The following is a 23,062-nucleotide window of genomic DNA, read 5'->3' on the forward strand; positions in this document are numbered from 1 at the left end:
CCCCCTCTCCTCTGCAGCAGATCCAGCCGGACCTCGCAGTCCTGATAGACAGTATCTCAATGCTACAAGACTTAGCTGTCCATAAACTGACGAGTTTCGAAAGACTCATAATCCGCCGATGGAAGCCCATCGAGGTCTCTCGAAGTTGCAGCGTCAGTGGTCAACTGAAGAAAAACTGGCGACGGTCTGGCGTTCGGGACGCCTTGCGCGTAATCCGCGCACACTCGTCGTCTTTGGCTACAGCCTGCTCCGCAGACACGTCTTGCGCCAATTTCGAGCTCTTCGAAGGTCAGCGCCAACTGGTCGATCAGCAGCGATGAGATCGCTCCGATCGATGGCCGTAGATGTGGCGCTCGAGCTGGGCGATCAGCGCCTCGGCTTCCGAGGCTTTTGCACGGGCGAACGTGAGCGGCGTCTAATACCTTCATATGACTTCAATGGTAGACAAGGTCACATCCTCAGAAAGACGACCGAATTTCACAAAGTGGCCGCTACCGAAGGGATACATCGAGCGCGACGAGCAGATTTAGATGATCGAGACCCTGGACGCATGATCCGGACTTATCCAGCGCGTGGATGCATTCCATCAAAACAATCGATTTTACCAATTGGAAGAAACGGATAGCAAAAACTCAGTTGGAGGAATTGAATTCAGGCATCCAGAATGGCTATCGATCTTCACCATGGCTCTGAGAAGATTTCTCCGGTGCAGGGGCGAGCATCAACAGAGGCGCATGCCCATTGCGGCCACCTTCTCCCGCGGCCACGCAAGCTGCACCGCGCCGGCTCAACGCGACAAACGCCCCCCGCGTCGCGTAAGCACTTGCCTCCGATAAACCTCCGTATAGCTTTTCCAACCTTTTTTGTATCACCCGCGTATCTCCGGATAATTGAACCACCCCTCGACTTCGCCTTTGCTTTGCGAGCAATCGGGAGCTGCCGATTGCAGGTGCCAAATGCTTCTGCGATCCGGCCAAATGGATCGAATTCCATAGCTCTCAGATCATGCGGAAGATGCAGGCGAAGTCCTTCTCATGTCACGATGCTGCGCACGTGGTCACATGTGGAACAGCACGGCTGCCGTTATCTCTTTCAACCGGACAAAGGGAGGCTCGGGCGGCCGCTCGCTTTGTCCAGGCATAAGGGGATGGAATCATGAGCCAAAACGATTTGCCTGCGGTCTGCTTTCTCCTTGGCCTTCCCCGGTCGGGGACGACGCTGCTGTCGCATTTGCTCCAGCAGCACCCAGATATTGTGGCGCCGCCTGAGCCCTGGTTGATGCTGGCACTTGAGGCATTTGGCAGGGTGGACCACCGTCACCCAGCGGGGGCATCACTAATTCAGGACGCCACCTCCGAGTTCTTGGGCCGAATCGATCGTAGTATCGTCGGTCGCGCTTTTGCTGATGCGGCTTACGGCCAATATTTGGCAGCAGCGGGCAAGCGTACCTTCATAGACAAGACGCCGCGTTATTGGATGGTCCTCGATTTTTTGGATTCTCTCTATCCAGAAGCGCCCCACATCCTTCTATTACGTAATCCCTACGCTGTTGCCGCTTCACTGAAATCGACGTGGGGCATCCCGATCGTGCCAGAAAGCTGGCCCCCCGCCAGCCTATCTGGTCTCTCCGATCTCGTGCTCAGCCTGCCTCCCGACATCGCATCCTCTCTCGCCGATCTCGTTCTGGGCCTGCCTGCGCTCGCCGCGCACCGCGGTCGGACGCAGACGCAGATGGTGCGGTACGAACATTTGGTGGCGCGCCCCGATGAGGAAATCCGGCGCGTGATCGCTGGGCTCGGCTACGATCCAATCGGAATTGCATCGGCAACGATGCAGCAGCCGGAATATCTTCGCTCCAGTCGGTTCGGGGATCGAAAAATCCTAGAGAGAAAGGCAGTCGATGATCGCTCAGTCTACGCTTGGCAAACCGAATTAAGCATCCAAGAGATGCAAGCAATAACGGATGCAATAGGCGCCGAGCTTTTGATAGAGCTCGGTTATGAGCAGGAACTTCGGCACGTTCAGCAGGCCGGGATCGTGGATCGAGGTCGGGCCGTAACCGAACAGTATCGTCAGGTATTTCAAAACTGGTGGGATTTGCGCCGCGCCTAGCGAGGAGCTCGTGCGGCATCTGGCGGAAACCGGTGCGCCAAACAGTATGTCTGGCAAGCTGAAGAGAACTCCTCCTCGGCTTTCGACCCCTCCATAAATCGGGAGTCGCAGCGTCTAGCCGAGTCCAACATGGAGGAGAATTTGCGCCCGGCGAATTCGATAGCGGCTCAGTTGGAACAGGCGCTCACGCTGTCGGAGACCGATCGAGCTGCTGGATTGAATGCCATTTGTGATCGCGATGCGGCCATCGAGACGTTGCGGGCGATATCATACGGCCTTATCCGCGGGGAAGATCAGCGGGCCGAAGGCATACTCAGCTATGAGCGGTTTGGAGCAGCGCGTTCCCCTTGCGGACGATCCGCGAACTGCTTGAGGCAGCGCTGAAAGGACCTGTCGCGAGACTTCGGAGGCTTTACGCCCTGGAAGCCGTTGGTCGATCCCGCCCGGGCGGCTCTTTGCGGGCTCTGCTGCTGGACGCGTTCTACACGGTGCGATCTGAGCGGCAGTTGATCAAGCAGCTCGACTACAATCTTTTGTTTCGTTGAGTTGTCGAACTGTCGATCGATGGTCCGGTATGGGACGCCACCGTGTCCTACAAGAACCGGGATCGGCTGCTCGACGGCGATAGTGCGGCGACGTTCTTTGTCGCAGTTCCGCCCCTTAACGAAAAACGACATCCGACAGGACGAACGGCGATGCTACGCAGATGCGAAGGCGCCGATACGATCGACGAGGATACGGGTTACGAGTTTCATAAAGCCAGGAGATGTTCGGAGGATTCATCCATCAAGATCAAACGACTCGGATCGTTCAAATCGAACTCAATACTGCGCGGCGCGAAGAGGCGGGCATAGCGCGTGAAGGCGCTAGTCGGCGGAAAGCGAATCACGGTATCGCATCGCCCGAGGAGGTACATCTCGATGAGAGCGGAGATCCCGCCGTCAGCTCCCAGAGCCGCACTATGTAATGGCCCGGCCTGATCCGCCTGGAAGCGTTTTGGGACCGTGAAAAGATCGGGAAACACACCCGACAGCTTGTCAAGCACCTGCGCGCTGTCCGTACACAATAATACCCTCACAGGTCCTCGATGTGGTAGCGCTTTGGCCGTATCAATGGCAGTGCATACCTGCCGCAGGGCGAGCGCCGGATCGGCCCAGTAAGGCGTGTGCCCCATTATATCTTCGCCGTTGCCGTGCCGAACATGAACCCCGATTATGCTGCGCCCTTCAAAGTGCTCTCGATATATGGCGTCAATCCGAGCTTGAATTTCAGACCTTGGTTTGATGCTCCGAAATATCTGTCGTTCGGCATCCTGATCGCAACGCCACATCAAACAAGCATCACACACCACGGTGTTGGCTTCACTATCATGTTGGGCTTGGAAAAGCTCACTCAGCTCATCACGTTCTCGGAAAATCTGTTCATCTGGGCGGTAAACGCAGTCGATGGATGGCTTATTCCACCATGATGGGAAGAAAGGACCCGGGAACGAGAGCTGGTTGATCTCGTCATCGCAAATAACCCGTACGCCAGCGATGTCTTGAATCGGCTCGAAGAACACCGGAAAGGCGTTCGTGAAGGGTTGATCGAGATAACAGGAGCCACGCCAATCGATGGCTAGAGTCCGCCCCGTCCTTTGCGCATAGCGCCAGGCTGACGCCAGCGACCACAGGCAATCACCGAAACCAGTACGTCGTCGAGAAACAACGAACCGGTCGTTCATCGAGCCACCAACAAGCATTTGTGTTTCCTCGTTAAGGGAATATCGCCTGGATAAGGATGTTACCGAAACTCTACGTATGGCCTCGCCCGATGCAGTCAGCGATCGTGATGTTAGCCAGCTTGGCTGGTAGAACTTCATAGCCAGCCGCGCGAAAATGTTGCCGTCGACGTACTTGATTTCAGTCGTACCCGCCTTGTTGCAACAGCTCTTTCGAAGCACTTTCCGGCATGTACCATGTCGAAAAGAATTTCTGCTCCTGGGCGCTTGCCGTCCTGAGCTGCTGCTGTGGCCCAGCACCCAAGACTACAAGCACGAGCCCAGCTACCGGATATGCCCGCCTCGGCGGCCGAGCTGCCCCCCGCATTTGGAGACATGCACACGGCCATATTCATGGTGACCGGTTATGCTTTCTCCAGCATTTGATCGCAGTCTTGATGCGCGCGAGCAGCATGTGAAGGATGCAGCCGAAGGCGGCGCTGCTCCCATAAGCCCCGCAGTTCCTTCACGAGAGCTTCTCGCCTAGCCTGATCGAACGTAATTGTATCCAGGAGATCCCCAAGCACGGCTTCGCCCTCGATCTGCATCAGTAGATCGAATACGTCCTGTGAAATACGCACACTTTCATGGCTGGAGTTCGCCGTACGGATTTCGCACACCGTCTCCTGGCGATCCGGCGCTGTGTAAGCGCGAACCCGATACAGGCGTGCATAAGGTGGCAATGAAACCGCGAGCGCAGTCCAATCCTCCAACGTTGCCGCCCTCTTTTTGACGAGGAACGGCCCGACCACAAGTCCATCCAGCTCCGTCGTCAGAAATGTGGTAATCGCGTCTGCAACCGAATCCACGATCGGCTCGGCATTGTTGTTAAAGGACGTATTGAGCAGAACTGGGATGCCTGTCCGCTTCTTGAACGCATTGATAACTTCCCAGTAGGCAGGATTTGTCTTGCGCGATACTGTTTGCAGTCGCGCAGTGCCGTCGACGTGCGTTATGGCGCCGAGCACACTTTGTTTGGAGTCGCGCACGCGAACTACAAAGTTCATAAAGGGAAATTGGCGCGTACCGTCGGCGAGGTCGAAAAATTCGCTCGCATCCTCCTCCAGCACTGATGGCGCGAACGGTCGATAGCCTTCGCGCTTTTTGACCATCGCGTTGATCCGGTCCTTGTTTGCGGCAGGCCGAGGATCGGCAAGAATGCTGCGATTGCCAAGCGCACGTGGCCCGAACTCCGAACGACCCTGCACCCAGCCGATCACGGCGCCATTAGCCATCCAGTCGGCTGCGCTACCTGCCACGTCGTCACTGCGTTCGACGTCAAGGTGTCCACCCCATGCATCCAGTTCCTGCTGCACGGCGCGCTCGCTCCCGAGATCAGGCCCCCAATAGACCTCCTGCAGCCGCTCACGTGGCGCGGGCCGGCCCAGCTCGTTAGACATCATTAGTGCCGCGCCCAATGCGCAGCCAGCGTCATGCGCCGCGGGTTGCACGAAGATGTCTTCGAAAAGCCCCGAATACAGCAGCTTACCGTTCATGGTGCAGTTGTGGGCTACCCCTCCGGCCAGGCACAACCGCTTCATACCGGTAGCCTCGCGATGATGCCGGAGAATGTGAAACACGATCCGCTCCAAGGCTTCCTGCAATGAAGCACTCACATCTCGATGCTGCTGCGTGAACGGCGTTCCCTTTCGCCGGACCTGGATGCTCCGGCGCAGCGTCGGACCGATTCGGTCGAGGTAGACGCGGTAGCCACCGTTGTCTAAAAGTTCGTAGAACTGTTCGAAGAGCTCGCGATGGGGAGCCGGATCCCCGTAGGGGGCAAGCCCCATGACTTTATATTCATCGAATAAGCCGTAGCCGAGACACCGGATCGTCTCGAGATAAAATAGCCCTAGGGAATTATTCTCCGGGAAGGTCGCGAGTTGGGTAACCTCGGTTCCAGACCCCACAGCTAAGAGGCCGGAGAGAAAGTCACCACCGCCATCGATCGCGAGGATTAGACTTTGCTCGAAGCCAGACATCGCAAAGGCGCTTACGGCGTGCGCCTGATGGTGACTTACGAAAGAGACACGCGACGGATCGACCTCGGTACCAAACTCCTGCGCTAGTAAGCCACGCATCAACAGTTTCGCATCCAAAGGAATTGAGAGGTCCGGCTGGGACCCGAACAGGCTTTCGAGCATAGCGTTGCAATAGGCCTCGGTCGCGTAGAACGCGATACGATCGATATCGCTGAGCTGGATCCCCGCGGCTGCAAGGCAGTATTGTATCGAACGGCTTGGAAATTTGTTGGAGTGCTTAATCCGATTGAGGCGCTCCTCTTCAACGGCCGCTATCACGCGCCCGTCCCGGACGAGCACCGCAGCGCCATCGTGCAGAAATGTGTTCGAAAGCTCACGTGTATCTTCATAGACTTTGTCTAGCCCGCCGCTCACTCCTAGACAGAACATCTCATTCTCCATTTATCGTGTCACGAAGCCCAATTGACCTGCCGAATTCGGCGGTACTGCATCGTGTCTCGCCATCGCTTCTAAGGAATATCGGGTTAACGCATCAGGCGCCGGCGAAACAGCGCGATCGAGAGGAAGAACGGCAGCACCGCGTACATGCACAGTGCACCGATATGCAGGCCAATGCCGCCGGCCGGGAGCCCAAGCATCACTGGGCGGATGAGGTCGACCGAATGTGCCAGCGGCAATAAGCCCGCCACGCGCTGAAATGCGCTGGGCATCTGGCTCACCGGAAAGACGGCGCCGCACAGGAACACCATGGGTGTGACAACGAGCGTCTGGTAAAACACGAAGTAATCGTAGCTGGGCGCGAGGGATACGACGACCATCGCTAGGCTCGCGAAGACGAAGCCAGTGATTGCGATTGCTGGTATCGAATAAAGGATGGATGCCCACGCTGCGTAGCCCAGGGTCGCGGCAACCACAGCAATTGCCGTTCCGGCCAGAACGGCTTTGGTGGCTGCCCATGCCAATTCACCGAGAACGATGTCGCCGAGCGTGAGCTGTGTGCAAAGGATTGCTTCCCAAGTGCGCTGAGCACGCATGCGGGCGAACGCCGCATACATTGTTTCGAAGGTGGCGGCGGTCATGGCGCTAGTCGCGACCATCCCACCAGCCAGAAACGCGATGTATGAAGTGCCGTCAATGAGCCCCACAATTATTCCAAGACCAAAGCCGAGGCCAAACAGATTAGTCATGGGATCGGCGAGATTCCCGAGAACCGATGCAAGCGCGACTTTCCTCCACGCCAGAAAGTTGCGACGCCATACTGCGACCCAGTTGTACGCGTTGGCGGGCATGACGGCAGCGTAACCTTCACGCATTGTTCATCTCTCCATTTCCCGCCCGGTCAGCCGCAAAAAGACATCCTCGAGATTCGCAGGACGCTGCAGAAGGCGTAGGCCTGCGCGCCCGCGAAGCTGCACGAGCACCTGCTCTGGATCTGGCACATAGCAAAAAAGCGTTTCGCCGCTCACTTCGATATCCCGCGCATACGGCCTGATCAGAGAAGATAGCTCGTGCGGATTGCCGCCATAGATCTCGATCACTTGGCAGCCGATCTGCTCATCGATCAACGCGCGAGGCTCGCCTTCTGCGATCTTGCGTCCTGCCTCAAGCACGCACAGTCGATCGCACAACCGCTCGGCCTCTTCCATGAAGTGGGTGGTCAAAAGAATCGTCTTGCCTCGCGCCAGCAGCAATCGCAGGCGTTCCCAGATTAGGTGACGCGCGTGCGGATCTAGACCGGTGGTCGGCTCGTCCATCACCAGCAGATGTGGGTCGTTGATCAGCGCACGCGCCAGCGTCAGCCGCCGCTTCATGCCGCCGGATAGTTCGGCGACGCGAGCATCCGCCTTGCTCTCCAGGCGAGCGAACTCGAGCAGTCCTGGCACAACTGCTTCGACCTCGCGTGCGCTCATGTTGAAGTAGCGCCCAAATACCAGCAGGTTCTCGCGGACGGTGAAATCGAGCTCGAGGTTATCGAACTGCGGCACCACGCCGATGCGCGCGCGTGCCAGACGAGCACGCGCCGGAACGGGCTCGCCGAGCACGGTCATCTTGCCGGTGTCTGGCGCTACCATGCCGAGAATCATACGCGCAATCGTGCTTTTGCCCGCCCCGTTTGGTCCGAGAAGGCCAAAGCACTCTCCCGACGCGACAGCAAAGGAAAGCCCGTCGACAACGATTTTGTCGCCATACGACTTCCTTACGCAGGTAAGGTCGATTGCTACCGTGGACATATATTCATCTTAGACTGAAAGAAGCCGTTCGGCCGGCGATCGCTCACTTACGACCGTTTTGGTCCACAGCAGGCCATCGCACCATACGTGTTCAACGCGTCCCCACTGGCAGGCTGCTGCGGCATCCGGAAAAAACCCTCGTCCATGGTGGTTGGCACTTGTATTGCAAAGCAGCGGAATGCCCGTGAGTTCTTCATACTCGACGAGCAGCTCCGCGATTTTGTGCGGAGAGGTTCTGGGAACGGTCTGCAATCGCGCGGATCCGTCGAGATGTATAATGGCGGGGACTTTGTTCCACCATTCTGCCCGTGTCTGGTGATCGAAAAGCATGTAAGGATCCGGCGTTCCGGGGCTGAAAATTTCCGGCGCACGATCCTCCAGGCATATCGGCGCGACTGGCCGAAAGAGTTCGCGGAGCTTGATGTCGTTGAGATGATCCTTCATTGCCGGTGAAGTCGCGGCTGCCAGAATGCTTCTGCCACCCAATGCTCGTGGTCCAAGCTCCGCGCGACCGGCGAGGAAAACGACGGGCTTGTTGCTCGCGAGGATGGTCGCGAGTTCACGCAAACTGCATGGCGCAGCGTTCCATTCGGACGACACATCGCTGCGTAGCAGCGCCGGGCCACTATAGACCGACCATTGCAGCGGCGCGAAGCCCTTGTCCGCCGCCATTGCGGAGCAAGCGGCACCGATTGCCGAGCCGCTGTCATTCGGAAAGGGCGGCACCCAGACATCATCGAACAGGCCGGTCGCACGTAGTGCACTGTTCCATTTGATATTGAGACCGCAGCCACCGGCTATGCACAAATTGCGCGGCCCCGGAAAACACGAATGCCGCTCCAAAGCAATGGCCATCTGGCGAATAAGGAGGCGCTCGAGGAAACAATGAAACGATGCGAGTACATCTTCGGGCAGGTTATCCTTCAATCGGAGCTCGCTCGCGTCGAAGAAGTCGTGCATAGCCTCAAGTGAGGCCTCCTCGCTGTTGACCTCCGCACGGTGACGACGAGCATGCTCCGTGTCGGCCGTAAAGCGCTCCTCGTAGAGCTCCTGAAACACCGCCACGATGTCTTCATCAACAGACCCGAGCGCGATATAGGCCATCAGCTTGCCGGCAACACCTAGATCCCAGCTGGTACGGCTCGCCTGCCTATAAGGTCCGAAGTGATGGCCCGCGACAGCATAAGCATGGCCTATGATCGGAAACAGGCATTCGACGAAGCGCGCGCCGCCGGGTTCTACGTAGTAGAGACGTGGAAAGATGCAGCCGTCCCATACCAGGCAGAAGGCGGGTTGTCCGGCTTTGGCAAAAGGGCTCGTGCAGTATGCGGAGGCCACATGGCCCGTGACGTGCGGATAGCTTTTATAAGGAAAGACCCTGCCTTCAAGCATCAAGTTAAAGCCGTCGCGCGAAGTGAGAAGGCGGTTAGCATTCCGTTCAACATACGGCGCCCCTTTGAGAGTGATAGGCGTCACCCCGCTGAGGACTTGGAATTGCGACTCGACCTCCCCGTCCCAGCCGTCGATGACGAAGTGATCAACATCCTGCGGATCCAGACCATGCTCCGCCAAAGCGACGACAACTGCGTCAAGATTGTCGATGGTTTGATACCGCGGGTTGTTGCCCCGTTTCTCCTGCTCGACGCAAAAGACCAGCCGCCCGTCTTCGACAAGAGCGATCGCCCCGTCATGCGTCAGCTTAATGCCGCAGATACGCATAGTGTCTCCTCAGCAATTGGAATTAATCGAAAATCGAGCCGGATTCCGAAAGTAGACGAGCAAGCAGTCTTCGTTAGCCGACTCACCCTGGCACTGTACGCACTCGACCTCGATCAACGTTTCATTGAGCATGGTGATGACCGCCTCGGCACCAGCAGCGTGCCCCCAACGCGTGCAGGCGGCATCACGCGCCGATCCAAAGACCAGATGCCCGCCTGGCGCAAGCATCTGCACCAGATTGCGGATGGCCGCGCGGATATCAGTTATGTCTTCGAGGTAATAGAGAACTTCCGCCACGACGATCAGATCGAACAGCTCTGAGGTCGAGAACTGTTGAATGTCGGAAGCTATCCACGTGATGTGCGACCACCTCTTCGTCCGTTGGCACGCCCGACCGATCGCTCGCGGCATAACATCGACCACTGTGAGCCGCTTGCAGTGGGGTGCCAGCTTTTCTGTGAATGCGCCGGCTGCGCACCCGACTTCGAGAGCATGTGTAATAACCCCTTGTGAAAGCGATAGCCGGAGCATTTGCGTGTGACGCTCTCGCTCGAACGGACTACCGTCGAGCCGCCACGGATCGTCGCTCGCCAATTCAAGGTCTAACGATTGATATCTCTTGTTCCGGCTCACGACCTGTGCACCTACGTAACGTTCAAGGTCACTCGCCGCTGCAAATACTATTCGACGTCACGAACCTCGAAGAACGGCGCGAACGATCCGTCCTAGGAATTGACCCAGCAATGACCGAACCTCCTTTAGCGTTTGGTCCAGCGATCGGGTTTGGGATGACGACCTGTCTTTCACCCTCGTTTGGTAACTTTGCAGCCTTGCGTGACAGCCAATCGCTATTGCTCAATGTACACAATGCATAGGCTTTCACGGGGAGTAAGAGAAAGATGTTGATGAGTGTGTGCAGAGAAAAGCCGAGGAATCGAAGTTCGCGAGCACGAAACGCTGCGACGCTGCAGCGAACCACGGTCATTGATGCGATAATCAGTCCTGTCCACCACGGTACTGTGGCTGTGAGTGCGAGCTGCGCGAGCGCCGCTATCGATGACAGGGCGAGAAGTAGCGGGCCGAGATTCTGTCCGACTACATCTAGCGTGAGATAGCGATTAAGTTCGGGCAACAGGCGCAGCGCAAGGAAGGTGTCACGGAAAGTGCTCCGCGCCCAACGGAGCTGTTGGCGCAGATATGGCCCTAGCCTATCCGGAACCACTGTTGCCGCGACAGCGTCGGGAACGTACTCCGTTTGAAACCCTGCTTTCAACATGAGGATCGTGAGGTGGCGATCCTCACCGAAGTCGCTTGGCTTTCCCCGAAAAAACTGCGTCTCGTACTGATCTAGCAGCAAAAGGAGCGCGGAACGGCGGTACATGGCACATGGGCCGCAGCAGCACATAACGGCGCCGAAGCGAGCCTGTGCCGCGCGCTCTTCGTTGCAAGCCAACCAGTACTCCATGTCGATCAGCCGGGTTAACCAGGTGTCGTTTCGGTTGCTCGCCGTCAACTGACCCATGGCCGCCCCGATCGCTGGATCTCGCATCTTTCGTGCAAGTTTCGTGACTACGTCGGCGGCGAGTATCGTGTCCGAATCGACGTTGAGCACCAAATCTCCAGACGACCTGCGAATCGCGGCGATCTGCGCCTTCCGCTTTCCGACATTCTTGCCCAGCAGAATAAAGCTGAATCTCGAGTCGTCAGCGTAGGCGTCGTGAACGGGTGCTACAGCGTCGAGATTTCCGGAACCGTCGTCAACCACATAGACTTGCAGTTTCCCGGCGTAGTCTTGGCTTGTAATGGATCTCAGACACGCCGAGAGCGTGCGCGGGTCCTCGTTGAAGCAGGGGACGATGACGTCCACGCTCGGCAAAGCGTCGGAGACGGCCACGTCGCCCGAGGCCGATGATACGTTTGTCGGCAGAGCATAAAGCACCTGCGCGCTTCTATAGAAAGTCGAGAGCAGCGCATACAACGAGATAGCGACAGTGCTGGTCGTGGCAAGAAGATTCATTGGTGTGTCTATTTGTTCAGTGAGGTTGAGGAAGCGAGCGGATTGAGAACCCGCGTTCATGCAATGCTGGAATCAGGTGGGAAAGCGCCAAGACGGTCTGGTCGCGCACACGAGCATGAGTTGCCCGTCCCAACTCCTCGGGAGGACATCCATCATGCAAGAGCACGATTGCGCCCGGCCGGACAGAAGCCAGCACAGCGTCGACAATCGCGTTAACGCCGGGACGAGACCAGTCTCGCGGATCTACCGACCAGTGCAGGGCGGCCAGTCCAGCCCTCGCCGACGTGGTGAGCACCTCTTCGCTCCACATACCATAAGGTGCCCGCATATACCGGAGACCGGCCTGGGGGCACGCCATTTTGATGACCCTGCTCGCCGTTAGTATTTCATGTTGCACTTCGGTAAGTTCGCATCTGGACAGGTCCGGATGAGTCATCGTGTGGTTTGCGACCTCGTGCCCTTCTGCGATCATTCGTCGGATTAGTTTCGGCCGGTCTGCAGCGTACGCTCCGATAACGAAGAACGTTGCGGGCACTCGGTGTTCCGCGAGCACATCCAGGACATCCGGCGTGAAGAGAGGATCGGGACCGTCATCAAACGTCAAATAGACGCCGCGACTTTCAGTGCGGTCAGCGTACTCGCTGCGCGCTTCGCATAAGCGGTCGAGGTATGTCACAGCTCTGGCCCGTTCCGATCAATCACCGTACCAGTCGGCCACTCGCTGATCGGCCGTCCAATCGGCAGAACCAGGACAAGCACGTCCTCGACGCGCGTGGGCGATAGGTTCAGATACACATCCGGAAGGGTGGACCGCACGCGAACCCCAGAGATAATGGTCGCCAGACCCCGGCGGGCCAGCAACCTTGTAAGATGTTCCTTCAGCGCATGCCGAACCGCACCGAAACCGAATGGAACGCCAAGCTTCTGCAGTACTGGATACATCACGCGCATTGAGTGGGTGATTCCGAGTCCCTCAAGATCCGGACGTACCCCGTACAATCCTAGCTCGGCCACTAGTAGATCGACGTCTCCGACCTTGATGAAGCGGCGTAGCGCGCCGATATGAGCCGCTACGCCGCGTGCGTCGTAGCCGATTACGCGGAGCTCAGGTCTCGCGCCGGCCCAACTTCGATGGTCTCCGAATGGTTTGGCATTGAATTCTCCAGTGGGACCATAGGTCTTTCGGAAGAAGTCGGAGAGTTCGATATGGTCGGCGAGGCGCAGTTCATTTTCCCAGGCCACCCTCCACCGCACCGGAGAGCGCATGGAGAGACCTGCCGTAGAGCTTGATACGACAATATTCATGATTGCCTCCCATGCACCGTCTGGCGTTTGACGATGGACCTGATGCACGCGAGCAGCTCGCTATCGATGAATGGCTCCACCGGGGAATCGGAAACGCTGGTCTGGCATAGCTCGAGCCCGGCCACTTCGGGCCACTGAGCATCCGCGATCAAGCAGGACGTGCTGAGAGGACGGCTTGATTTCAAGAACTCATCTGCGCACTGGAAAGGTTCGGGATTGTCGCCTGTCAAACAGAGCGCGCCTCTCAGCGCTTTACGGACCGATGCATCGTTATCCACGACGGAGATTACGTCGAGCGCATGTGCCATTCGCACCAGATCTACTGGGGACTTCTCCTGCATTTTCGGCACGATTTGACTGCTATGGATAAGGGATACATTTGGCCGGGTCGCAAAGGCATTTGGCGCCTGCAATCGGCAGCTCCTGATTGGTTGCGACGTTAGAGCGAAGTAGAGGGCTGGATCAATTCTACGGAAGTAAACGGCCGATATAGAAACGGTTTCAGAAGCTATACGAACGTTTACCGGTAGTGAGCGCCGATGCGACCTGCGGCACGCTTGTCGCGTCAAGCCACTGCGATTCAGTTTGTACAACCCGTTGAAAACTCTGGCTCCCATGGACATGCGCTTCGATCGGCGCTCGGGGTGCAGCTGAGACTTTTTCGCGGAGCCAGGGCAAAGACTGGTAAGCATTCCTGATATGCCTGAAATTTTTGTTTGTCCCGACCGACGGCTTTGCTATCCGCCATTCGGCAAAATTGGTAAAATCGATTGTTTTTATTGAACTCATCCAAAGGATGGATAACTCCACGCTATGCGCTTCAAAGGCCTTGATCTAAATCTTCTCGTCGCGCTCGATGCTCTGATGACCGAGCGTAATCTCACTGCGGCGGCACGCAGCATCAACCTGAGCCAACCGGCCATGAGTGCGGCAGTCGCCCGGCTACGCGCCTATTTCCGCGATGAACTATTTACGATGAAGGGCCGCGAGCTTGTCCCAACACCACGAGCGCAACGGCTCGCCGCGCCGATTCGCGAGGCTCTGGTGCACATTCAGCTCTCGATTATTTCCCGCGACACGTTCAACCCAGCCAAATCGGATCGCCGCTTCAGGATCCTCCTTTCCGATTTCATGACAGTCGTTTTTTTTCGAAGGATCGTCGACCGTGTCGCCCAGGAAGCTCCCGCCGTCCGGTTCGAATTTCTGCCCTTTGTCGATGAGCCCGATGAGCTTCTGCGGCGCGGCGAGGTCGACTTTCTTGTCTTACCGGAATTGTTCATGTCGAGCGCGCATCCTAAAGCGACACTGTTCGAGGAAACACTCGTGTGCGTAGGCTGCCGCACCAACAAGCAGCTGTCACGGCAGCTTACCTTCGACAAATACATATCAATGGGACACGTTGCAGCTAAGTTCGGGCAGGCGCTAAGGCCCAATATTGAGGAATGGTTCTTGCTTGAGCACGGTCTTAAGAGACGCATCGAGGTCATTGTGCAGGGCTTTACCATGATCCCGCCGATGCTATCGGAGACTGAGCGTATAGCGACGATGCCCTCAAGGTTGGCCCAGCATTTCGCAAAGACGATGCCGCTGCGGATCGTCGAAGCTCCGCTCCCACTTCCCGCATTCACCGAGGCCATCCAATGGCCTGCCCTCCACAACACTGATCCGGCGAGCATTTGGCTGCGGCGGATATTGTTGCAGGAGGCGTCCCGCATGGCTTCTCCGCGCGAGACCCCCAGAAATCGCAGGCGCTGCTAGATTTTTACTCAAGGCGTCTTAACACCTGCTCTCGGCATCAATCCAGATGCTTCAAGATCACCTGGTCGCTCGGGCCGATCTCGTTGTGCGCCATGTCTCGGAAGCCCCGCACCGCAAGAGGCACGTACGCCATGTTCTGCATGCAGAAGAACCCCATTCGATGTCAGCCGCAGCGCGCCCGAATTGGCGCGCTTGATGTTGCCGCTTGATCAAGTAGCGATTTATCTTGCTTCTCGCGTCCGCCACCTGGCAGAGGCCCGCCGTAAGATGTTCTTGGAACTAGGCAGAGAGCGCAGCGGAATGGCTTTTCGCGATTGCGGCGGGTTGCATTTGGCACCTGTGCCCGCGAGGCGGCTCAGATACTGCGAGAGATGCATCTTGTCGAATGAAATGATGTTCAGCTACACCAATGAAATTGCTTGAATCGCACACTGCGTCAGGTTGTAGGCTCGCAAACGACGACCAAAGCTAAGCCACGCGGGGTGTCGATAGCGCAGCTGCGGCGCTAATGGCGTAATGGGGCGCAACTGCGCCCTACTCTCAACGGTTCATAGTGATCGTTGTGGTGCTGCGAGCGATTGCTGAACGCACCAAAGGCCCTACTTCGAGACCGCGGGCGACTTCCACGCCCGCTCGCATGCTCCGTTGCGCAACCAACATGCTTGCGACCGAGTACGAGAGCCTTCTTTGCGATCGCGCGGTATCCCAGAAGGAGCCTAGCTCTGGCGGGGCGATTCGGACCTTCATAGAAGTAACCGTTGTTGCTCAATGTTTACAACGCAAAGGCTTTCAACGGGAGAAGATATGCGTTTCAAGGGCCTTGATCTAAATCTTCTTGTTGCGCTCGATGCTCTGATGACCGAGCGTAACCTCACCGCGGCGGCACGCAGCATCAAGCTGAGCCAGCCGGCCATGAGCGCGGCCGTCGCCCGGCTACGCGCCTATTTCCGCGATGAACTATTTACGATGAGAGGCCGGGAACTTGTCCCAACACCGCGTGCCGAAGGGCTCGCCGCCCCTATTCGCGAGGCTCTGCTGCACATCCAGCTCTCCATTCTTTCCCAGGATGGGTTCAACCCTACCAAATCGAATCGCCGCTTCCGGATCCTCCTGTCCGATTTCATGACAATCGTATTCTTTCGAAGGATCGTGGATCGTGTCGCACGGGAAGCTCCCGCCGTCAGTTTCGAATTGCTGCCACTCGCCGATGCGACCGATGAGCTTCTCCGGCGCGGTGAAGTCGATTTTCTTATCTTGCCGGAATTGTTCATGTCGAGCGCACACCCTAAAGCGACATTGTTCGAGGAGAGACTCGTGTGCGTCGGATGCCGCACGAACAAGCAGTTACCACCGCAGCTTACATTCGAGAGATACATGTCCATGGGACACGTTGCGGTCAAGTTCGGGCTTACGCGAAAGCCCTCCATTGAGGAATGGTTCTTACTCAAGCATGGTCTCAAAAGACGCATCGAGGTCGTCGTGCAGAGCTTTAGCATGATCCCGCCGGTACTATTGGACACTGACCGCATAGGTATGATGCCCTCAAGGCTGGTTAAGCATTTCGAAAAAACGATGCCTTTGCAGATCGTTGAGCTTACGCGGTCACTTCCCGCATTTACCGAGGCCGTCCAATGGCCCGCTTTTCACAACAGTGATCCGGCAAGCATCTGGATGCGAGAAATATTGTTGGAAGAGGCGTCCCGCATGGCTCCTCCGCCTGAAACCACGAAAGATCCAGGCGCCCCTAAATTCACTTAAATCGTCTCCTCACCTTCGTCTTCGCATCAATCCGGTTAACCCCGAGATCTTTCGTGAGAACCGACCCTCATTCATTGTAAGCGCGGATTCGCAGGAGCGTGCTACGCCCCTTATATCTGGACGCATATTTCAGCCGTCTCTCGCGAGTCTAATATTAGGCTCCTCTGGGCTTGACGCCATTCTCTCTCGAGCTCGATAGCGAGAATTTGCGGCGTTGAAGATTAGTGACCCGTTGCAAATGGCTATTGAACCTGCCACACCAGCAACGGTCTCATGCCAGCGGTTGGGCTCGCTCGAGATGAGAGGAACCCAGTCGCAGCAGAGACGGAGCGCAACATGCAAACCAATAGGCGATGAACGAGATTCCTTCACATCGTGGGCGGCTGTTCTGGCACGAAGTTAGCTCCGATATCTAATTCTCGCTCGACCTTCGTCTCCTCGGAGCTCATGACTTCCAAAGGGCGCCTGGCGCCCGGGACCGTCCCCCCTCCCCCACCTCAAGGAGCGCATCATCCGCAAATCGAAGTGGTTGCAGGACTGATCTGCGAAGGCAAGCACGCGCTGCTTGCAACCCAATTGCGCAACGAACTCGCAAGCGCGCTGATATCAGCAGAACTCGACATTCGCCTGGAGGCGTTGCCAAGAACAGTGGGACTAGCGACTCGGCCCAGGTGTGCTCAGCGCACTGGCATTGATAATTCGGAGGGCATTACCTGTCTGCGTGTCATCTTTTGGTATACCAGGCGCGGGCGAGCGAGCATGTCGGACAACCCGGTCACTTATCCTTCGCGCCATGTCTCATCTAGTGTGGTCCGATCTGTTGTGAACGGGATCAAAGAGCGGCCGCCACTTTGCGATAGATATTGAGGCGGCGGGACCCAAGCTCAGAAAATACTGGGACTATCGTTGTTAGATCAGCATTGGCTGCCGATCGATGCTCGTATCGGCTCCGCGCTTTCTTGCAGCCATGACTCAGAATAGCGGCGCACCGAATGTGAGATTCTTCTTCTTCGCCCCGCCAATCCGGCAGCACATCGGCACTGCGGTGCTCGCAAATTGTTCCGAGATGTTAGTCGATATCGTCTGCGCGGCCTCGAGACGGAGCAAAGCGCGACTGTGTTGCGCAACAGCATCACTTCAACGTATACCGCATCCTCGTCGCTGTACGCCGGCGGTCTGTCTTCTTTTGGCCAAACGTCTTAGCCACGTGCGGCCGCCTTAGCGCGAAGTTAATCACGGAGCCGAATGTTGCAGCAATACAGTGGTGTCTACGATCCGGAAGACCTCTCGGTCTTGGGAAGGCTTTTTGATGAAGCAGTCGCGGCGTTACCGGTTTCTATGCGAACTCCTGAAAATCGAACGGCAATCGCCACGCTTGTTCTGGAACGTGCAGCAGCCGGTGAGGCCAACTTAGCGTCCCTGATGAACTTGATGGGCGCCATCGCTTCTACCGCCTGATCAGGCGACTCGCTGAGGACAGCAACCTTGCCGGCGACAGAAGAGACACCTTGCTGGCCCCTGAATCGAAGCAGATTTCACGTAGACCATTGAAATAGCTTGAATCTCACGCGACGTCAGGTTGTAGGCTTGAAAATAGAGGACCATGACAAAAGCTACACCACGAAGGCGTCGATGGCGCATTGGCGAGCTTGCAGAGGCTACCGGGGTAACGGTACGCACTCTGCATCATTATGAGCACACGGGTTTATTAAGTGCGTCGGAGCGCACCGACGGCGGTCACCGCATGTACGACCGCGAAGGCCTCAAACGGGTACATCAAATCCGAGCGCTACGTGAACTTGGCTTCTCGCTTCACGAGATACGTAGAGCGATTGAGGGCAGAACCTCGCTTACTGACCTATTGCGCAATCATTTGGAGAGGATTGAACTTCAAGTCGCGCGCGCAACCCTGCTGCGAGATCGTTTGCGCAACATGACGACGGATGGTGAATTACACGTCAGTGTTGATGAGCTACCTGCCACTCTCGATGCAATGTCGCGGGTTGAGGAAGAACGCCCACAGCCGCTCCCATGCACATGCGTCATAGACTCAGATCGAGAGGAGCGGTGGCGGAAGATCCGCGACGAGCTGCGCGATTGTGTGGATCGAGGCGAGCATCCTTGCAGCGAACGGGCAAACGCTGTGGCGCTAAAAGCGCGCTCGCTGATCACAGAAATCGCAGGAGCTGATTCGACCGTTTCAACGATACTGAAAGTTCTTGCGCGGTTGAGCGCGCCACGCAGTATGGCTGGCTGGGATCCCTGCCTAATGCAATATCTCGACCTCGCACTTGCCGCCTTGAACGGATGAACTACGCTGAACCTGCCGCGCCTAATGCGTGCACCCCTGCTGTGTTCTCCATCTAGATGAGAATGATTTGCGTTTTTTAGCGCCGGGGGGACGCGCCGGTTGTGGTTTGCGTCAGGTGGTTGAGGACTCGTGTTGCTCCTCTCTAATTTTTGCAGCGTCGCTCCTTCATCGAGACGTGACTTTGGACAAATTCATGAGACGAGCCCCCGAAGGGGCTTGAATCGTACGTAGCGTCAAGTTGTACGATCTACCGTAGGTGGCCACGGTCCCTGGCAATACGACCTAGGGACAACTCCGCCTAGCCGCGAGGATCGCATGGACCTGCAGTACGTTCAGAGTTTCTGGGACGAGAGCTTCGGCATTCGGGGCGCACTGGATGATCATCGTGGCCTTGCCAGTGCTTGATCAGCGCGAGCCGGTCCGGTCCGGATGATCGCGGGTGTACTGGATACTGACGCAGCGTTCGTTACGACTAGTCGGGCTTCTCGCAAGAGGCTTTATCCGACAAACCCAAACAAGACGGATCTCTCTAGCTCTCACTCACGGATACGGCTCGCAAACTTCGCGGATCTCGCTTCGCTGCAAACGGATTCGAATCGACATCATGTCGTTGGCTCGTCGGTTGCTGCTCCAAAGGTTAAGTAAGGATTACGAATGTCTCAAGCTGTTAGGCTCACGCCCCACGAGACGGTCAGAAGGCTCGAGCACTTCCGCAAGGAGCGGACTGTCAAGGTGGTCTATACGCCGGATGGGGTGCCGCCGCCGGCATACTTGCAGCTGAAACAGGACGACCAACTAGAGATCAGGGCGGGATGTAGTCACGTCGCCGTTGCCGGACAGGAACGGGAGCTCGGTCCGAGTTCGGCATGTGACGTCTCAGGCGCCGGTCCTCACAAAGTATGGAATGCAGGCGACGAACCCGCAGACTCCACATACGTGACGCCGCCCGCGGGGATGGACATGCGGATCGTTTGCTGTGTTCATCGATTGCAGCGTCATGAGCGCGTCGGACGTGATGGAATGCCGAGATCGCCAGCGTTCGGCGTGTATCTCACCGCTTATCGCCACGTCTTTCGTATGGCGGGACCGCAATGGTGTTGCGCTCTGCCACGGCAGCTCCGGAGGCAGCGGCCAGCCGCGGCCGATGCGCTGCCTTGAGGTATCCAAAGCTGGCGTTATCACATAACCAAGCGACGCCCTCGCATGGGCAGGAACGGCAAGGCTGATGGCACACTCAAGCGAACATCCGGAGCTCTAAGTGTCAATTTCTCGAATCACTTCAGCTGCAAGTGCAGCAATCCTCTCTTGTGCTTTGGCTTCGACCGCGCCCGCTGCCGACGTTAATATCGCCGTGGTCGGCCCGATGACCGGAAGCACTGCTGCGCTTGGCGTACAGATGCGCGATGGTGCTGCTGCGGCTGTCGATGCGTTAAATGCTTCGGGCCTACTTCCCGGTATCAAGGTCATATTGAGCGTCGCCGATGACGCGTGCGATCCCAAGCAGGCCGTCGCAGTTGCCAATCGGCTGACGATGGATCAGGTCAAGTTGGTCGTTGGCCACTTTTGTTCGTCTTCCTCTATCCCTGCTTCCGACGTTTACGCCGAAGCGGCACTTATTCAGATTTCACCTGGCTCAACGAATCCTCAGCTAACAGAGCGTGGTCTCAAGACGGTGTTTCGGATCTGCGGCCGCGACGACCAACAAGGCCTCGTGGCGGCCGAATACATCTTGCGACATTATCCGAACAAGAAGATTGCTGTCCTTGACGACAAGAGCACCGCCGGCAAGGGCATTGCCGATGTCGTTGAGTCGCGCCTTCAGGAAGCAGGCGAAAAGGTCATTCGGCAAAGCTATGTGGCCGGCGAAAAGGACTACACGGCCCTGGTCTCAAGATTGAAAAGAGACGGAATCCAGATCGCCTATATCGGCGGCTATTACGCCGAGATCGGCTTGATTGTGCGTCAGGCCGCAGAAGCAGGCGCAGGTCTCACTGTCATGGCGAACGATCCGTTGATGACCAGCGACTTTTCGGCGATCGCGGGCGAAGCAGCAAACGGCACACTGTTCACCTTCATGCCCGACTCCACCAAGAATGCTCAAGCGGCGGACGCCGTAGCTAAGCTCAAGTCTTCCAACGTATCAGCGGGAGGCTACACGCTCTACGCCTATGCCGCCGTCCAGGCATGGGCGGACGCGGTCAAGCGGGCCGGCACCTTCGATGGTCCGCGAGTAGCAGCTGCGCTTCGTTCGCAGCCAATCCAAACAGTAATCGGGCCGGTCCGGTTCGATACCAAAGGAGACAATGCCGCTCCCGGCTTCGTCGTCTACCGGTGGCATAACAACATTGTCGAGCCCGTCGAGTAGAACTCATCGTTGCGGCCGCACACGAGCCTAGATATTCAGCGAAGCAATGGAAATGATGAAACGTAGTTCCGGACATGACGTGCTACTCGGGTCGCTTCTCGCGCTCGCGGTACTCGCGTCGCTTCTCGCGGTCGCGGTACTGCTCGCGGGGCTATCCTATGACGCCGATGCGCCAACGGAAGAGTTTATGCCCAACGGCACAGCTCGGCCGATGTCGCTGCGTTACTTTTGCTTAGCTCTTTGCCGAACTTCCACTGCGCGATCTGAGGACGACTCATCCCGGACCAATATTTGGTACCTGGACCAACGCAGAGTGATATTGCCGCCAACTCAGAATTGACGGCAATGCCGATCCGCGACCGAGGCGCCTGATTGCGGCACGACACTTGATCCGCTCAACGATTGTTCTCTCGTCTCCTTCAGGGGTCGTCGTGGAGTGACAGGTTCATCCCACCTTCAAACAATTGGGCATTTCGACCTGGTGCCCGCAGGGAAACTTGGATGGCCGCCGTCCTCGCTGTCCCAACCAACACTCGAACTTTGTCCTCCGGCCATCTACCGGACCGACTGACCGGCATGCTGACAACTGCAAGCGCCCTCGGTGGTTCAACGGGAGAAACCTATGTCCGATGCCAAATTGCAAAATGTGCTCTCTTCTCTTTCGCAGGCAGCGAAACAGTTAGATGCTCTGCCGTCCGGCCGGCCTTCGCCGGATGCTAATTACGTCAAACTAAACACGAATGAGAACCCATTTCCGCTGCCAACAATCGTATGGCAAAGTGCAATTGCGGCGCTTGAGCGGCAGTATCTGTATCCAGAAGATGACAACATTAGCCTGAGGGAAGCAGCCGCCAATGCCTACGGCATCGCGACCGATCATGTGATTGCCGGCAATGGATCATCTGAGCTTCTCGGGCTCATCTACAGAGCATTTCTTGCCCCGGGCGACAGGGTCGCAATGCTGTCGCCCGGTTTTTCATTCAATCGCAAACTTGCTATGTTGCAGGGTGCTCAACTGCTTGAAATCAGATGTAACGAACCTCAGTCGTTGCCGATAGAGCAATTGCTCTCTGGGCCCACAAAAGATGCCAAGTTCATTCTGTTGGCTAATCCGAACAATCCGACCGGAACGTTCATCCCTATCGCCGATATCGAACGCCTCCTGGCACAATCGGACCGCCTAGTCGTGTTGGACGAAGCGTATGTCGACTTTGCGCCTGATAATGGCCTGCGGCTCCTCAACAATTATCCGAATCTTCTGCTCTTAAGAACGCTTTCGAAAAGCTATGCCGCCGCGGGCGTTCGCGTCGGCTTCGGGTTCGGCCATCCGCAGCTTATTGGGAGGCTTCGTAACATCCAGAACGTCTTCAACATGAATGTGATCGGGCACGCGGTCGGCATCAGCATTCTTGCGCATCGCGCCGTCTACGAAGAGAACCATAGGCACATCAGGCATGAAAGACAGCGGGTTGCGACCGCACTGTCGCAACTTGGATTTTCTCTAACGCCCTCCCACGCAAACTTCTTGCTCGCGCGTGTGCCTGCGGGACACGACGGTAGATGGTGGCAGGCCGCTTTGGAAAGGCAAAGAATACTTGTTGCCTTCCTTCCCGATAACGGGCTTGAAAATTACATCCGCGTGAGCATCGGGACAAAAACGCAAATGGATGCGTTTCTGGGAGCCGTCAGTGACATTTCTGACAGCTTGAAGCTAGGCAGATCGCCAGTTGAGCACCGCTAGGGTC

17 protein-coding genes and 2 pseudogenes are annotated in these 23,062 nt (G+C 57.0%); 8 read left to right on the forward strand and 11 right to left on the reverse strand.

Annotated features, from left to right (window positions below; all coding sequences use genetic code 11):
- Positions 1-183: 183 nt before the first annotated feature.
- Positions 184-409: pseudogene (locus tag LMTR13_RS42730) on the reverse strand (IS66 family transposase); the annotation flags it as partial.
- 746 nt (positions 410-1,155) lie between these two features.
- On the opposite strand from LMTR13_RS42730, the gene noeE reads away from it, so the two are divergent.
- Together noeE and LMTR13_RS43950 are read left to right on the forward strand one after the other, a co-directional pair.
- Positions 1,156-2,112: a nodulation protein NoeE gene (noeE, locus tag LMTR13_RS24795; RefSeq protein WP_065730095.1), complete on the forward strand. Its 957-nt coding sequence runs from the start codon at positions 1,156-1,158 to the stop codon at positions 2,110-2,112.
- Between the two features lie 347 nt (positions 2,113-2,459).
- The gene (locus LMTR13_RS43950) at positions 2,460-2,657 is read left to right on the forward strand and encodes a transposase (RefSeq protein WP_472297442.1); all 198 of its coding nucleotides are present in this window, start codon (positions 2,460-2,462) and stop codon (positions 2,655-2,657) included.
- Positions 2,658-2,863: 206 nt separating this feature from the next.
- On the opposite strand, the gene LMTR13_RS24805 is transcribed toward LMTR13_RS43950, so the two are convergent.
- From LMTR13_RS24805 to LMTR13_RS24850, 10 genes and pseudogenes are all read right to left on the reverse strand, one after another.
- Positions 2,864-3,973, reverse strand: coding sequence for a nodulation protein NodZ (locus tag LMTR13_RS24805; RefSeq protein WP_418219718.1), 1,110 nt, complete (start codon positions 3,971-3,973; stop codon positions 2,864-2,866).
- Positions 3,974-4,236: 263 nt separating this feature from the next.
- On the reverse strand, positions 4,237-6,282 hold the full coding sequence (locus tag LMTR13_RS24810) for a carbamoyltransferase family protein (RefSeq protein ID WP_065732961.1): 2,046 nt from the start codon (positions 6,280-6,282) through the stop codon (positions 4,237-4,239).
- Positions 6,283-6,377: 95 nt separating this feature from the next.
- Complete coding sequence (locus LMTR13_RS24815; RefSeq protein WP_057853266.1) at positions 6,378-7,166, reverse strand: ABC transporter permease; 789 nt, start codon at positions 7,164-7,166, stop codon at positions 6,378-6,380.
- A 3-nt stretch (positions 7,167-7,169) separates the two neighbouring features.
- Positions 7,170-8,084, reverse strand: a complete 915-nt coding sequence (gene nodI, locus LMTR13_RS24820) for a nodulation factor ABC transporter ATP-binding protein NodI (protein ID WP_065730098.1) — start codon at positions 8,082-8,084, stop codon at positions 7,170-7,172.
- Positions 8,072-9,803 (reverse strand): annotated as a pseudogene (gene nodU, locus LMTR13_RS24825) (nodulation protein NodU). The gene nodI and the pseudogene nodU overlap by 13 nt, the downstream one beginning before the upstream one ends.
- Positions 9,804-9,812: 9 nt before the next feature.
- Positions 9,813-10,487 (reverse strand): nodulation methyltransferase NodS, encoded by a 675-nt coding sequence (nodS, locus tag LMTR13_RS24830; RefSeq protein WP_418219809.1) that lies wholly within the window; start codon positions 10,485-10,487, stop codon positions 9,813-9,815.
- Complete coding sequence (nodC, locus tag LMTR13_RS24835) at positions 10,465-11,820, reverse strand: chitooligosaccharide synthase NodC (RefSeq protein ID WP_065730101.1); 1,356 nt, start codon at positions 11,818-11,820, stop codon at positions 10,465-10,467. Before nodC ends, nodS begins: the two co-directional genes overlap by 23 nt.
- A 16-nt stretch (positions 11,821-11,836) precedes the next feature.
- Entirely contained in the window at positions 11,837-12,496 is a 660-nt protein-coding gene (gene nodB, locus LMTR13_RS24840; protein WP_065730102.1) for a chitooligosaccharide deacetylase NodB, read from the reverse strand.
- On the reverse strand, positions 12,493-13,125 hold the full coding sequence (locus LMTR13_RS24845) for a NodA family N-acyltransferase (RefSeq protein ID WP_065730103.1): 633 nt from the start codon (positions 13,123-13,125) through the stop codon (positions 12,493-12,495). The genes nodB and LMTR13_RS24845 overlap by 4 nt, the downstream gene beginning before the upstream one ends.
- Positions 13,122-13,538, reverse strand: a complete 417-nt coding sequence (locus LMTR13_RS24850; protein WP_236843102.1) for a response regulator transcription factor — start codon at positions 13,536-13,538, stop codon at positions 13,122-13,124. Before LMTR13_RS24850 ends, LMTR13_RS24845 begins: the two co-directional genes overlap by 4 nt.
- A gap of 400 nt (positions 13,539-13,938) precedes the next feature.
- Here LMTR13_RS24850 and nodD1 (LMTR13_RS24855) point away from each other — a divergent pair, with 400 nt between their 5' ends.
- From nodD1 (LMTR13_RS24855) to hisC, 6 genes are all read left to right on the forward strand, one after another.
- Positions 13,939-14,883, forward strand: coding sequence for a transcriptional regulator NodD1 (nodD1, locus tag LMTR13_RS24855; RefSeq protein WP_065730105.1), 945 nt, complete (start codon positions 13,939-13,941; stop codon positions 14,881-14,883).
- Between the two features lie 804 nt (positions 14,884-15,687).
- Positions 15,688-16,641, forward strand: a complete 954-nt coding sequence (nodD1, locus tag LMTR13_RS24865; RefSeq protein ID WP_065732962.1) for a transcriptional regulator NodD1 — start codon at positions 15,688-15,690, stop codon at positions 16,639-16,641.
- 1,245 nt (positions 16,642-17,886) lie between these two features.
- Positions 17,887-18,099: a hypothetical protein gene (locus LMTR13_RS39640; RefSeq protein ID WP_236843104.1), complete on the forward strand. Its 213-nt coding sequence runs from the start codon at positions 17,887-17,889 to the stop codon at positions 18,097-18,099.
- Between the two features lie 145 nt (positions 18,100-18,244).
- Positions 18,245-18,952, forward strand: a complete 708-nt coding sequence (locus LMTR13_RS39645; RefSeq protein WP_083219186.1) for a MerR family transcriptional regulator — start codon at positions 18,245-18,247, stop codon at positions 18,950-18,952.
- A 1,258-nt stretch (positions 18,953-20,210) separates the two neighbouring features.
- The gene (locus LMTR13_RS24870) at positions 20,211-21,317 is read left to right on the forward strand and encodes a branched-chain amino acid ABC transporter substrate-binding protein (RefSeq protein WP_156795762.1); all 1,107 of its coding nucleotides are present in this window, start codon (positions 20,211-20,213) and stop codon (positions 21,315-21,317) included.
- A gap of 622 nt (positions 21,318-21,939) precedes the next feature.
- A complete protein-coding gene (gene hisC, locus LMTR13_RS24875) occupies positions 21,940-23,058 on the forward strand; it encodes a histidinol-phosphate transaminase (protein WP_065730107.1) in 1,119 nt (372 codons plus the stop codon).
- Positions 23,059-23,062 lie beyond the last annotated feature (4 nt).

Source organism: Bradyrhizobium icense, assembly GCF_001693385.1.
Lineage (GTDB): Bacteria > Pseudomonadota > Alphaproteobacteria > Rhizobiales > Xanthobacteraceae > Bradyrhizobium > Bradyrhizobium icense.